This is a genomic window from Streptomyces virginiae (genome assembly GCF_041432505.1).
GTDB classification, from domain to species: domain Bacteria; phylum Actinomycetota; class Actinomycetes; order Streptomycetales; family Streptomycetaceae; genus Streptomyces; species Streptomyces virginiae_A.
This window is the reverse complement of the sequence record NZ_CP107871.1, coordinates 5,775,877-5,789,737: the sequence shown is the minus strand read 5'-3', so window position 1 is coordinate 5,789,737 and position 13,861 is coordinate 5,775,877. Positions and strand designations below refer to the sequence as shown.

At 71.3% G+C, this 13,861-nt stretch carries 8 protein-coding genes and 1 pseudogene; 7 read left to right on the top strand and 2 right to left on the bottom strand.

Annotated features, from left to right (window positions below; translation table 11 throughout):
* Nucleotides 1–128: 128 nt before the first annotated feature.
* The 5 genes from OG624_RS27150 (at nucleotide 129) to OG624_RS27130 (ending at nucleotide 9,693) form a co-directional block, all read left to right on the top strand.
* Complete coding sequence (locus tag OG624_RS27150) at nucleotides 129–1,886, top strand: glycoside hydrolase family 3 protein (RefSeq protein WP_371639925.1); 1,758 nt, start codon at nucleotides 129–131, stop codon at nucleotides 1,884–1,886.
* Nucleotides 1,887–2,109: 223 nt separating this feature from the next.
* On the top strand, nucleotides 2,110–2,850 hold the full coding sequence (locus tag OG624_RS27145) for a response regulator transcription factor (protein WP_030730938.1): 741 nt from the start codon (nucleotides 2,110–2,112) through the stop codon (nucleotides 2,848–2,850).
* A gap of 17 nt (nucleotides 2,851–2,867) precedes the next feature.
* Nucleotides 2,868–3,938, top strand: coding sequence for a HAMP domain-containing sensor histidine kinase (locus OG624_RS27140; protein ID WP_033219085.1), 1,071 nt, complete (start codon nucleotides 2,868–2,870; stop codon nucleotides 3,936–3,938).
* 271 nt (nucleotides 3,939–4,209) lie between these two features.
* Nucleotides 4,210–8,118 carry a multifunctional oxoglutarate decarboxylase/oxoglutarate dehydrogenase thiamine pyrophosphate-binding subunit/dihydrolipoyllysine-residue succinyltransferase subunit gene (locus OG624_RS27135; protein WP_033219084.1) on the top strand — a complete coding sequence of 1,303 codons (3,909 nt, stop codon included), beginning with the start codon at nucleotides 4,210–4,212 and terminating at the stop codon, nucleotides 8,116–8,118.
* A gap of 96 nt (nucleotides 8,119–8,214) precedes the next feature.
* Nucleotides 8,215–9,693 carry a hypothetical protein gene (locus OG624_RS27130; RefSeq protein WP_033218735.1) on the top strand — a complete coding sequence of 493 codons (1,479 nt, stop codon included), beginning with the start codon at nucleotides 8,215–8,217 and terminating at the stop codon, nucleotides 9,691–9,693.
* Nucleotides 9,694–9,733: 40 nt separating this feature from the next.
* On the opposite strand, the gene OG624_RS27125 is transcribed toward OG624_RS27130, so the two are convergent.
* Entirely contained in the window at nucleotides 9,734–10,192 is a 459-nt protein-coding gene (locus OG624_RS27125; protein ID WP_033218733.1) for a hypothetical protein, read from the bottom strand.
* Nucleotides 10,193–10,413: 221 nt separating this feature from the next.
* Between OG624_RS27125 and OG624_RS27120 the strand changes: the two genes are divergently transcribed.
* Nucleotides 10,414–10,566: a hypothetical protein gene (locus OG624_RS27120; protein ID WP_158711793.1), complete on the top strand. Its 153-nt coding sequence runs from the start codon at nucleotides 10,414–10,416 to the stop codon at nucleotides 10,564–10,566.
* Nucleotides 10,559–10,787: pseudogene (locus OG624_RS27115) on the top strand (hypothetical protein); the annotation flags it as partial. The gene OG624_RS27120 and the pseudogene OG624_RS27115, both read left to right, overlap by 8 nt.
* Before the next feature lie 17 nt (nucleotides 10,788–10,804).
* On the opposite strand, the gene fxsT reads toward OG624_RS27115, so the two are convergent.
* Nucleotides 10,805–13,837 carry an FxSxx-COOH system tetratricopeptide repeat protein gene (gene fxsT / locus OG624_RS27110; protein WP_078909187.1) on the bottom strand — a complete coding sequence of 1,011 codons (3,033 nt, stop codon included), beginning with the start codon at nucleotides 13,835–13,837 and terminating at the stop codon, nucleotides 10,805–10,807.
* Nucleotides 13,838–13,861 lie beyond the last annotated feature (24 nt).

The following is a 13,861-nucleotide window of genomic DNA, read 5'->3' as shown; positions in this document are numbered from 1 at the left end:
CGCGGTCCTTTTCGAGCCGCTCGACGTGTGTGACCCGGCTCACTTTTCAAAAACCTAGCAGGTGCATGGTTTTCAGTTCTACCGTGGCCGTGCCGATCCGCCCGGTCCCGTGCACCAGGAGCCCCGCCATGAACGCGACGCCCGCATACAAAGACGCTGCGCTGCCCGTCGGGCGCCGCGTGGAGGACCTGCTCTCCCGGATGACCCTGGAGGAGAAGGCCGGTCAGCTCTTCCACTCGATGCTGATGATGAACGCGGACGGCACCCCGGTCACCGAGACCGACGGCTCGATGCTCCCCTTCACCACGCCCGAGCTGATCGAGGACCGCTTCCTCACGCACTTCAACCTGCTCGGCACCTACGGGCCCCGCGAGATGGCCCGGTGGCAGAACGCCGTCCAGGAGATGGCCGCGGCCACCCGGCTCGGCATCCCGGTCACCCTCTCCACCGACCCGCGCCACACCTTCACCGACAACGTCGGCGCCTCCTTCAACGCCGGCGCCTTCTCCGCCTGGCCGGAGGCCCTGGGTCTGGCCGCCATCGGGGACGCCGAGCTCGTCCACCGGTTCGCCGACACCGTCCGCCGCGAGTACCTCGCCGTCGGCTTCCGCGTCGCCCTGCACCCGCAGATCGACCTGGCCAGCGAGCCCCGCTGGGCCCGCCAGTCGGGCACCTTCGGCTCCGACGCGCGGCTGACCGGCGAGCTCGTGGCGGCGTACGTACGCGGGCTGCAGGGCGCGGCCCTCGGGCCCGGGTCGGTGTCGGCGATGGTCAAGCACTTCCCCGGCGGCGGCCCGCAGAAGGACGGCGAGGACCCGCACTTCGCGCACGGCAAGGAGCAGGTCTATCCGGGCGGCATGCGCGAGCACCACCTGGAGCCGTTCAGGGCGGCCGTCGCCGCCGGGTGCGCGCAGATGATGCCGTACTACGGGCAGCCGATGGGCACGGACTGGGAGGAGGTCGGCTTCGGCTTCAACAAGGGCGTGGTCACCGGCCTGCTCCGGGAGGAGCTGGGCTTCGAGGGCATCGTCTGCAGCGACTGGGGGCTGCTGAACGACGCGACGATCTTCGGGCAGGTGCACCCGGCGCGCGCCTGGGGCCTGGAGCACCTGGGCGTGGCCGAGCGGACGGCCCGCGCCCTGGAGGCCGGCTGCGACCAGTTCGGCGGCGAGCAGTGCCCCGAGGTCGTGGTGGAGCTGGTCCGCTCGGGCCGCGTCGCCGAGTCCCGGATCGACGACTCGGTGCGCCGCCTGCTGCGGGAGAAGTTCGCGCTCGGCCTGTTCGAGGACCCGTACGTGGACCCGGACGCGGCGGCCGAGATCGTCGGCCGGGCCGATTTCACGGCCCTGGGGGCCGCGGCCCAGCGCCGCTCCCTCACCGTCCTGACCAACCGGGACGGCCTGCTCCCGCTCGCCGCGGGCCCGAAGCTGTACGTGCGGAACGTGGACGCGTCCGTGGCCGCCGGGTACGGCGAGGTCGTCGCCGACCCGGCCGACGCGGACCTGGCCGTCCTGCGGCTGCGGACCCCGTACGAGCCGCGCGAGAACATCTTCGAGTCGTACTTCCACTCGGGTTCGCTGGCCTTCCCCGAGGCCGAGCTGGCGGAGATCCTGGCCCTCCTGGACCGGGTCCCGACCCTGGTCTGCATCAACCTGGAGCGGGCCGCCGTCATCCCGGAGATCGCCGGGCGCGCGGCGGCCCTGATCGCCGACTACGGCGCCGGCGACGCCGCCCTGCTGGACGTGGCCTTCGGCCGCGCCACCCCCGAGGGCCGGCTCCCCTACGAGCTCCCGCGCTCGATGAAGGCCGTCGAGGCCTCCCGTCCGGATGTGCCGAACGACACGCTCGACCCGGTCTTCCCGCACGGTCACGGGCTGACCCTGTAGGTGCCCGTGGGCACCCCTCGAACGCCCCTCGGAGGGCAGCAACGGCGAGGCACCTGACCGGTCTCGCCCGCCGGGTGTCGGTCCCGTGGGGGGACCGGCACCCGGTACATCAGATTCCGTTTACTGTGGTCAAGCACATATGCCATGTCCGAACCCCACGTAGCCGCAGGCCGACGCCTCCTCTACGCTGCACCCCATTCACGCGGGATCTTCAGGGGCGGACATGGAACAGACACACACCACCCATCAGGGCGCCGCGGCGACACCCGGCGCCCAGCGGCGTGTGCTGGTCGTCGAGGACGACCACACCATCGCCGAGGCCATCGCGGCCCGCCTGCGCGCCGAGGGCTTCCAGGTGCAGACCGCCGGCGACGGCCCCTCGGCCGTCACCGCGGCCGAGAGCTGGCTGCCCGAGCTGCTGGTCCTCGACATCATGCTGCCCGGCTTCGACGGCCTGGAGGTCTGCCGCCGGGTCCAGGCCCAGCGGCCGGTGCCGGTCCTCATGCTCACCGCGCGCGACGACGAGACCGACCTGCTGGTCGGGCTCGGGGTCGGCGCGGACGACTACATGACCAAGCCGTTCTCGATGCGCGAGCTGGCCGCCCGGGTCCACGTCCTGCTGCGGCGCGTGGAGCGGGCCACCATGGCCGCGCACACCCCGCGCGGGGCCACCCTGCGCCTGGGCGATCTGGAGATCGACCACGCGCAGCGCCGGGTCCGGGTGCACACCGAGGACGTACACCTGACCCCGACCGAGTTCGACCTGCTGGTGTGCCTGGCCGGCACCCCGCGGGCGGTGCTCTCCCGCGAGCAGCTGCTGGCCGAGGTGTGGGACTGGGCCGACGCGTCCGGGACCCGTACCGTCGACAGCCACATCAAGGCCCTGCGCCGCAAGATCGGCGCGGAGCGGATCCGTACGGTCCACGGCGTCGGGTACGCCCTGGAGACCCCGGCCCAGACGTGAGCGGCCCGCCGAACCGGCTGCGCCCGCGGCAACGGCCTCCGGCGGGGCTGCGGCCCTTCTCGCCCTTCTCGATCAAGACCAAGCTGGGCACGCTCGTGGTGGTCTCGGTCTTCATCACCACGGGCCTGCTGCTGGTGGCCCTGCGCACCGACACCGAGCTGCGCTTCATCACCGTCTTCTCGGTGATCGCCTCGATGCTGATCACCCAGTTCGTGGCGCACAGCCTGACGGCGCCGCTGGACGACATGACGCGGGTGGCCCGGGCGATATCCCACGGCGACTTCACCCGGCGGGTACGCGGGGCGGGTCGCCGCGACGAGCTCGGCGACCTGGCCTCCACCATCAACCTGATGGCGGACGACCTGGAGGCCGTGGACCGGCACCGCAAGGAGCTCGTCGCCAATGTCTCGCACGAGCTGCGCACGCCGATCGCGGCGCTGCGGGCGGTGCTGGAGAACGTGGTGGACGGGGTCTCGGCCGCCGATCCGGAGACCATGCGCACGATGCTGAAGCAGACCGAGCGGCTCGGCGGGCTCGTGGAGACCCTGCTGGACCTGTCCCGGGTGGACAACGGCGTGGTCCCGCTGCGCGCCCGCCGCTTCGAGGTGTGGCCGTACCTGTCGGGCGTGCTGAAGGAATCGCGGCTGGCGGCCGCCGGCCGGCCGGGGCTGCTCTCCGGTTCGGGCGGGCACACCCGCAACGACGTGCACCTGCACCTGGACGTCTTCCCGCCCGAGCTGTGGGCGCACGCGGACGCCGAGCGGCTGCACCAGGTGGTCGCAAATCTGATCGACAACGCGGTCAAGCACAGCCCTCCGCACGGCCGGGTCACGGTCCGCGCCCGGACCGGCGACGCACCCGGAAGCCTGGTGCTGGAGGTACGGGACGAGGGTCCCGGCATCCCCGAGGCGGAGCGCCACCGCGTCTTCGAGCGGTTCAACCGGGGCAGCGCGCGCGGCGGCGACGGAGGGACCGGATTGGGCCTGGCGATCGCCCGCTGGGCCGTGGAGCTGCACGGGGGCCGGATCGGAGTGGCCGAATCGTCACGTGGCTGCCGCATCCTCGTCACGCTTCCGGGCAGCTCGTAGGTGCCGTGTTGACGTAGGGTTCGAGTGGGAAGGACATGATCTCGGCCACACGTACCCGGGGTCCGTCAGGGGTGCGAAGCCATGGGGGCCGCAACCTCGGTACCGCCTACCCGAACCAGGCTCGTTTCCCGCCATTCCACGTGCCGAAACCCGCCGTTCGATGTGACCTGCGCGACGTAAGTCCCGCCCGGCCTGCATGCAGCGCCCGAGGAGGCGTAGCCTTTATTCCCGCTGTCCATACCTTGTGAAGCGGAAGAGGGCGGTTGCCGCCGTGTCGCCACAGTCCCCCAGTAACTCGAGCACCACGACCGAAGCAGCAGAGGGCGGGAAGAACCCTGCCTCAGGCTTCGGTGCCAATGAGTGGCTCGTCGACGAGATCTATCAGCAGTACCTCCAGGACCCGAACTCGGTCGACCGGGCCTGGTGGGACTTCTTCGCCGACTACAAGCCGGGGGGCGCTGTCGCTCCGGTGAAGTCGGACGGTCCCGAGAAGCCCGCGACGACGGACGGCGCCTCCGCACAGGCCGCCACCACCGTCGCCGCGGCGCCGCAGGTCACCGACGCCGCCGCCACGGGGGCGGCGCGCGCCGCAGCCCCTGCCCCGACACCCGCCGCGAGCACCGGCTCCACTGGAGCGGCAGCCGCCGCGCCAGCTGCTGCGCCCGTGTCAGCTCCTGCCCCTGCTCCTGCCACCCCCTCTGGTGCCCCTGCTGTGACTGTCACCTCCCAGGCCTCGGCCGCCGCACCGGCCGCGCCTGCCCCCTCCTCCGTAGCCCCCCAGAAGGCCGCGCCCGCCACCGAGGCCCCCGCGGGCCCCGAGCTGGTGACGCTCCGCGGCCCTGCGGCGGCTGTCGCCAAGAACATGAACGCCTCCCTCGACGTGCCGACGGCCACCTCCGTCCGCGCCGTCCCGGTGAAGCTGCTGTTCGACAACCGCATCGTCATCAACAACCACCTCAAGCGCGCCCGGGGCGGGAAGATCTCCTTCACGCACCTGATCGGCTACGCGATGGTGCAGGCGATCAAGGCCATGCCGGCCATGAACTACTCCTTCGCGGAGAAGGACGGCAAGCCGACCCTGGTCAAGCCGGAGCACATCAACTTCGGTCTCGCGATCGACCTGGTGAAGCCCAACGGTGACCGCCAGCTCGTCGTCGCCGGCATCAAGAAGGCCGAGACCCTCAACTTCTTCGAGTTCTGGCAGGCCTACGAGGACATCGTCCGCCGCGCCCGTGTCGGCAAGCTGACGATGGACGACTTCACCGGCGTCACCGTCTCGCTGACCAACCCCGGCGGCCTGGGCACCGTGCACTCCGTGCCCCGCCTGATGCCCGGACAGTCGGTCATCATGGGCGTCGGCTCCATGGACTACCCGGCCGAGTTCCAGGGCACCTCGCAGGACACCCTGAACAAGCTGGGCATCTCCAAGGTCATGACCCTGACCTCGACCTACGACCACCGGGTCATCCAGGGTGCGGCCTCCGGCGAGTTCCTGCGCATCGTCGCGAACCTGCTGCTCGGCGAGGACGGCTTCTACGACGCCGTCTTCGAGTCGCTGCGCATCCCGTACGAGCCCGTCCGCTGGAACCGGGACATCGACGCCTCGCACGACGACGACGTCACGAAGGCCGCCCGCGTCTTCGAGCTGATCCACTCCTACCGGGTCCGCGGCCACGTCATGGCCGACACCGACCCGCTGGAGTACAAGCAGCGCAAGCACCCCGACCTCGACATCACCGAGCACGGCCTCACCCTGTGGGACCTGGAGCGCGAGTTCGCGGTCGGCGGCTTCTCCGGCAAGTCGATGATGAAGCTCCGCGACATCCTCGGCGTCCTGCGCGACTCGTACTGCCGCACCACCGGCGTCGAGTTCATGCACATCCAGGACCCGAAGCAGCGCCGCTGGATCCAGGACCGCATCGAGCGCCCGCACTCCAAGCCGGAGCGCGAGGAGCAGCTGCGCATCCTGCGCCGCCTGAACGCGGCGGAGGCCTTCGAGACCTTCCTGCAGACGAAGTACGTCGGCCAGAAGCGGTTCTCCCTGGAGGGCGGCGAGTCCGTCATCCCGCTGCTCGACGCCGTCATCGACTCGGCCGCCGAGGCCCGCCTCGAAGAGGTCGTCATCGGCATGGCCCACCGTGGCCGCCTGAACGTCCTGGCGAACATCGTCGGCAAGTCGTACGCGCAGATCTTCCGCGAGTTCGAGGGCAACCTCGACCCGAAGTCCATGCACGGCTCCGGCGACGTCAAGTACCACCTGGGCGCCGAGGGCACCTTCACCGGCCTGGACGGCGAGCAGATCAAGGTCTCGCTCGTCGCGAACCCCTCGCACCTGGAGGCGGTCGACCCGGTCCTGGAGGGTGTCGCCCGCGCCAAGCAGGACGTCATCAACAAGGGCGGCACGGACTTCACGGTCCTCCCGCTCGCGCTCCACGGCGACGCGGCCTTCGCCGGCCAGGGCGTCGTCGCCGAGACGCTGAACATGTCGCAGCTGCGCGGCTACCGCACCGGCGGCACCGTGCACGTGGTCATCAACAACCAGGTCGGCTTCACCGCCGCCCCGGAGTCCTCCCGTTCCTCGATGTACGCGACCGACGTGGCCCGCATGATCGAGGCGCCGATCTTCCACGTGAACGGCGACGACCCCGAGGCCGTCGTCCGCGTTGCCCGTCTGGCCTTCGAGTTCCGCCAGGCGTTCAACAAGGACGTCGTCATCGACCTCATCTGCTACCGCCGTCGCGGCCACAACGAGTCCGACAACCCGGCGTTCACGCAGCCGCTGATGTACGACCTGATCGACAAGAAGCGCTCGGTGCGCAAGCTCTACACCGAGTCCCTCATCGGTCGTGGCGACATCACGCTGGAAGAGGCCGAGCAGGCGCTCCAGGACTTCCAGGGCCAGCTGGAGAAGGTCTTCGCGGAGGTCCGCGAGGCCGCCACGCAGCCCGCCGCCGCGGCGCCGTCCCCGACCCCGCAGCCCGACTTCCCGGTCGCCGTCAACACCGCGATCTCGCAGGACGTCGTCAAGCGGATCGCCGAGTCCCAGGTCACCATCCCCGAGGGCGTCACCGTCCACCCGCGTCTGCTGCCGCAGCTGCAGCGTCGTGCGGCGATGATCGACGAGGGCACCATCGACTGGGGCATGGGCGAGACCCTCGCCTTCGGCTCGCTGCTGATGGAGGGCACCCCGGTCCGGCTGTCCGGCCAGGACTCCCGCCGCGGCACCTTCGGCCAGCGTCACGCGGTCCTCATCGACCGGGAGACGGGCGAGGACTACACCCCGCTGCTCTACCTGTCGGACGACCAGGCCCGCTACAACGTCTACGACTCGCTGCTCTCCGAGTACGCGGCCATGGGCTTCGAGTACGGCTACTCGCTGGCCCGTCCGGACGCGCTGGTCCTCTGGGAGGCCCAGTTCGGTGACTTCGTCAACGGCGCGCAGACCGTCGTCGACGAGTTCATCTCCTCGGCCGAGCAGAAGTGGGGCCAGACCTCCGGCGTCACGCTGCTCCTCCCGCACGGCTACGAGGGCCAGGGCCCGGACCACTCGTCCGCGCGTCCCGAGCGCTTCCTCCAGATGTGCGCGCAGGACAACATGACGGTGGCCATGCCCACCCTGCCGTCGAACTACTTCCACCTGCTGCGCTGGCAGGTCCACAACCCGCACCACAAGCCGCTCATCGTCTTCACCCCGAAGTCGATGCTGCGTCTGAAGGCGGCGGCGTCGAAGGCGGAGGAGTTCACGACCGGTTCGTTCCGTCCGGTCATCGGCGACAGCACGGTGGACGCGAACGCGGTCCGCAAGGTCGTCTTCTGCGCCGGCAAGGTCTACTACGACCTGGAGGCCGAGCGCGAGAAGCGCGGCATCACGGACACCGCGATCATCCGCATCGAGCGGCTGTACCCGCTGGCGGGCGCGGAACTCCAGGCCGAGATCGCCAAGTTCCCGAACGCGGCGAAGTACATCTGGGCCCAGGAGGAGCCGGCGAACCAGGGTGCGTGGCCGTTCATCGCGCTGAACCTGATCGACCACCTCGACCTGGCGGTCGGCGCGGACGTCCCGGCGGGCGAGCGCCTGCGCCGCATCTCGCGGCCGCACGGCTCCTCGCCGGCGGTGGGTTCCGCGAAGCGCCACCAGGCGGAGCAGCAGCTCCTGCTGAACGAGGTCTTCGAGGCGTAACCCCGCCCCGATCCCAGCGGTACGGAAGGCCCGACCCCCACGGGGGCCGGGCCTTCCGGCTGTCATGGCCCCGGACGGAGGTGGCAGGATGACGCGGTGTCCGACTCTTCGTACGAACCGTGGCTGCTCGGCATCGCCTTCAATCCGGCGGCGCCGTCCGACGTCCTGATACGGCTGATGGATCCGGCGGCGGGCGAAGCCGGCCCGCTGATGTGCGCGGGCCGTGACCTGCCGGACGCCGCCCTCGACGCGGCCCTGTACCACCCGGACCGACGGATCCGCCAGGCGCTCGCCCTCAACCAGCACGTCGACGCCTCACGCCTCGCACCCCTGGCGACGGACCCGTCCGGCCTCGTCCGCGCGTGCCTCGCCCGCGGACCCCTCGGCTTCCGCCGATGGGTCCGGCCGCTGCCCGACGACATTCTCGTGACCCTGCTGACCGCCCAGGACGGGGGCGAGGACAACAAGGTCTCCGCGGCCGACATCGTCGGCGAGCTTGCCGCCTCCCGGCACATCCCCGAGTCCTTCTACCGCTCCCTGGCCGGGCGCGAGCACCCCGCACTACGCGTACAGGCCACCTTCCGGTGGGCGTCGCTCACTCCCGAGGAACGGGAGGCCCTGCTGCACGATCCCGACCCCGAGGTACGGAAGTCGGCGCAGGAGTCCAGGTGGGTGCTGGACCCGGAAGCGGTGGAGGCCAAGCTGCCGTCCATGGGCACGCGGAACCAGCCGTGGGTGCTGGGCTCGTGCGCCCTGTCCCCCGCGGTCGTCGAGCAGTGCTTCGCGGACGGCACCGCGCCCGCCCTGGTGTGGAATCCGCACATCCCGGCCGACGCCGTGGCCCGGCTCGCCCGCCACCCCGACGCGGGGGTCCGCCTGTTGGCCGCCGCCCGGCCCGACCTGGGACCGGACCTGGTGGACGAGCTGGAGAAGGATCCGGACGAGAACGTGCGGACGCGCGTACGCCTCCATCCCTTCCCCCGTACCTGGGCCGAGTGTTGGGCGATCCGGATGGTCATCGGGCACGGTACGGACTGCCTCCTCCCGTTCGCCGCGCCGAACCCCGAACCGGGCCCCGACTGGTTCGCCGCCTGCGCGGTGTCCGAGGAACCGGTGCTCCGCCGGGTCGCGGCGAACTCGCCCCTCCTGCCCGCCGATCTCGTCGAAACGCTCGCCCGGGACGACGACGAGGAGGTACGGATCCGGCTGGCCTGTCGCCACCCCCTGGCTCCCCCGCGCCTCCTGCTGGACGTCTTCGTCACCCGCCCGGTCCACCGCCCGCACCTGCTGACCCTGTCCGGCTTCCCCCGTACCGGCTGGGCCCACCTCATCGGTCACCCGGACCCGGAGGTACGCGCCCTGGCCGCGGCCGATCCGGCCCTGCCCGACCCCCCGGTGGACGACCCCGACGAGTCGGTGTGCCGGGCGGCCGCCGCCAACCCGAGCCTGACACCCGAGGCCTTGGAGCCGCTCCTCACCCACCCCCGCACCGCCCGAGGCGCCGCAACCAACCCGTCCCTCCCGGTCGCCCGCATGCACGCCCTGCTCGACCGCTGCCTGAACGGGCCCGCGTAGCGAACCCTGGTGGGAACCGATCAGCCGTTCGGTGAAGCCGTCACCGACTGCTGCGCGTGGCGGAGACGACGGCGATGGTCCAGGCCGTCACCCACACGGCTCCGACAAGCAATGCCGCGAGCGCGGTGGGCATGTGGGGAGGGGTGGCACCCAGGCTCGGTGCCAGGCCCGCCGCGCGGGCGCCGAAGCCGAGAACGCCCGCTCCCACCATCACGATGCCCACCCAGGAGACGACGAGCACCGGCAGCCGGACCAGCGGGGTCCGCGGCCGGCGGACGAGGAACAGCGCAACGACGGCCATCAGCAGGCCGAGAGCCGCGTTCGCCAGTTGGGCGGTACCGACATCGGCAACGGCGGCGTAGGCCTCGGCCGGCGCGGGGAAGCCCGGCATGCCCAGCTCGCCCTCCCTCGCCAGGTCCACCTTGCTGACGGTGTAGGCAAGGGCGCCGAGGCAGGCGGTGAGGGCTGCGACCAGGTGCTTCTTGTGGGCTCGGGACATGGGTCCATCCTGCGGTGAGCACCGGCCGGGCCACCTCCTCCGCTCGTACCGACTCCCTCCCCCGCCCGGGGGAGGGAGTCCGGCTGATGGTGCTGCGGCCTACGAGTTGAGCGCGTGCAGCCCCACCCCGGAGTCCCCGGAGGGGATACAACCTGCATCCCTTGCGGCTCTCCTGACGGAACACCGTCTGTCTACCCACACACCGACAGATGGGAGGGCTTGTGCCTCAGCATGTGGAAGGCCCCGAGCCGGACCACCCCTGGTTCGACGAGCACAAGGAGGTCCTGCCCGGGCTCAGCCCTGACCTCCTCGACCGTGCTCGCGTCGGCTGGGAGCGTTTCGTCTCCACCTTCCAGGAGCCGGCCGGTGACTGAACGGTACGAATACGTCCCTCATCGCCTGCTGCACCGCCGTGTACGCGATGTCGCGTCCGGCACCGAAGGAACACTGATGGCCGTGATCAACGAGGACGTGTCGGACTCCCTCGACCCCCACTGGATGGAGCTGGCCTACATCCGTGCCGCCTCCGGCCGCGAGTTCACCACCGCGGTCGACAACGTGGAACCGGCCTGACCATCCGACCGCCGCGGGAAGAGCTTCGCCCGCCCCCCCCTACGGCTGTGGCTCGAAGTCCCAGTACGGCCTCGTCTGTTGCTTCGCCGAGATCGTGTGGACGTGTTGCGGGCCCAGGGTGCGGGTGAGGCCCTTGATGCCCGCGTCCTCGTGTTTCGCCGCCTCCTCGTACTCCCGTACCGACCGGAGGTCCGCCGCCAGGGCGATCTGGGCGCTCAGGGCCATCGGGTGGTCCGGGCCCAGGACCCGCTCGGCGGTGCGCAGGGTCTCCCGGCTCAGGTCCAGGGCGTCCTCCAGCCGGCCGGTGATGTTGCGGTGTCCGGTGGCGTTGAGGGCGCAGCCGAGGGTCCAGGGGTGCCGGTCGCCGAGGGCGCCGCGCATGCCGACCAGTGCCTGCTCGGCGAGGGAGAGGGCGGCCGTGCGTTCGCCCTGGGCCCGTAGGACGAGGCCGAGGTTGCCGACCGTGCCGATGCTGTACGGGTGGGCGAGGCCGAGCTGGGACTGGTAGCCGCGGACGACGTCCTCGGAGATCCGGCGGGCCTCGCCGACGTCCCCGTACTCCCTGAGGTAGGTGGCGTAGTCGGAGGCGACCATCAGGGTCCACGGGTAGTCGGCCCCGAACACCCTGGTGGCCCGCTCCCAGACGGTACGCAGCCGCAGGCCCGCGCCGGGGATGTCGCCGGAGCGGCGCAGGCACATCCCGAGGTTGTGTTCGGCGCGCAGGGTCTGTGGGTGTTCGAGGCCCAGCACCTGGGTGTTGATCTTCACGCCTTGTTCCTGCCGGGTCTGGGCCTCGTGGTAGCGGCCCATCAGTCGCAGGCCCATGGCGCAGGCGATCCCGGAGGAGAGGGTGGAGATGTGGTGGGTTCTGAGGACCCGTTCGCGGCGGCGCAGGGTGTCCAGGTCGAGGTCGTAGGCGTCCTGGTAGCGGCCGAGCAGGCGGTAGGTGGCGGCCAGGTTGTTCTGGGCGGCGAGGGTGGTGGAGTCGTCCTCGCCGAGGAGTTCGCGGTAGGTGGCCAGGCAGTGTTCGAAGATCTCGCGGGCCGGTTCGAAGCGGGCGATGCACAGCAGGACCCCGCCGTACGAGCTGGTGGCGCGCAGGGTTTCCAGGTCGCGGTCGCCGCGTTCCCCGGCGAGCCGGTCGGCGCGGGCGCGGGTGAGGGTCTCGGCGCGCCGGAACAGGCCGAGGTTGCGCAGGGCTTCGCCGTACTGGTAGCTGAGTTCGCGGACCTTGGGGTGGTCCTCGCCGAGCAGGGCCCGCCAGATGAGGTCGGTCTCCTCGGAGAGCCGCAGGCAGGTGCGGTACTCGCCGGCGAGGATCAGGTAGCGCAGGCAGTGCAGCAGGAAGTTCTGGATGCGCGGGTTGCTGCTGGTGAGCACCCCGGAGGTGGCCAGGTGCGGGATGAGTTCGGCGTACCGGGGCCACAGGCGGGAGTCGGAGGGCCGGCCGGGGTCGGCGGCGGCGAGGACCTGGCGTACGGCGCGGGCGAGCGGTTCGGCCTCGCCCTCGGAGAGGTCCTCGCGGACGATGCCGTGGACCATGCGGTGCAGTTGGACGGTCTCCAGTCCGCCGCCGCCCTCCTCCACGGCCAGGTCGGAGTACTCCAGGCGGACGACGGAGAACTGGACGAGTTTGTTGAGGGCGGCGTTCCAGCGGATCTGGTCGTTGATCAGTCCGGCGAGCTGTTCGGGCACGTCGTCGGCGGGGAATTCGCGCAGCAGGCGCAGCGGCACCGGGCCGGGGGCGAAGAAGACGAACAGCCGGAGCAGGGCGAGGGCGTCGGGGAAGTTCTCCCGGACGTTGTTGAGCAGTATGGCGAGGGCGGTGGGGAAGGGCAGGGGGTAGTCCTCGGAGACCGTGACGGCCTCGCGGGAGTCCATCCGGTGCTGGAGCAGGACGAGGTAGTCGCCGACCGGCAGCGGGGAGTCCGCGAGCCAGCCCGCGGTCTGGTCGAGGGCGAGCGGGTAGTCCTCCAGGGCCTCGGCGAGCTGGTCGGCCTCGTCGGCGGTCAGGCGCAGGGCCCGGCGGCGGATGAAGGTGATCGATTCGGGGCGGGCGTAGAGCGGGACCTCGACCAGGCTGGTGTGCCGGGCGGCCCATTCGCGGTTGCGGGAGGTGATGATGACGTCGCCGGCGCCGGAGGGCAGCAGGTCGATCAGGTCGTCCGGGTTGTCGCAGCCGTCGAAGACGATCAGCCAGCGGCCGTACGGGTTCCCGCGCCGCAGTGCTTCGAGGACGGCCCGGATCTGCTCTCCGTAGCTGCCCGCCCCGCGCGGCAGCCCGAGTGCGGGGGCCAGGTCGGCGAGGCGTTCGCGCAGGGTGGGCCGGTCCTCGGCGGGGACCCACCACACCACGTCGTATTCGGAGGCGAAGCGGTAGGCGTACTCGGTGGCGACCTGGGTCTTGCCGACGCCGGAGAGCCCGAGGAGGGTGACGGTGGACGCGCCGGGCGGGGCTTCGACCAGGGCCTCGCGCAGGGTGCCGATGACGTCGTTGCGGCCGGTGAAGCGCGGGTTGCGGCGCGGTACGCGGCCCCAGATCTCGGGCGGGTCGTTGGGGAAGCGGGGGCCGCGGCGGCCGGTCTCGGTGCCGATCCGGTCGGTGGGCAGCTCCAGGCGGCGCAGCACGCGGTACTCGGCCTCGTACGCGTCCAGGCCCCACAGGTCGGTCTTCTCCAGTACGGCGACGGCGCTGGGCAGCGGGGCGTCGGTGAGGCAGACCGCCGCGAACCGGTCGGGGTGGCGGTCGGTGACGGCGCGCAGGGCGGTGTTCCACTGCTCGTCGGTGTGGGTGCCCGCGGAGAAGTAGCGCTCGCTGAGGACGAGGAGGACCCGGCTGCCGGAGCGGGCCAGGTCGTCGAGGGCCTGATCGATGCCGGGGCTGCTCTGCGGGTCCCAGCGTTGGAGGGCGACGCGGTGGCCGTGCTCCTCCAGGCGGTGCGCGATCCACACCGCCCAGGGGCGGTTGAATCCCGCGAAGCTGATGACGAATCGCTGCGGCTGAGGCGGCTGGGGTGGCTGGGGCGGCTGCTGCGCCGCCGGTTCACGGTCCTGGCGACTACCGGTGGTCATCGGGCCGTCTCCCTGGAATGCGGG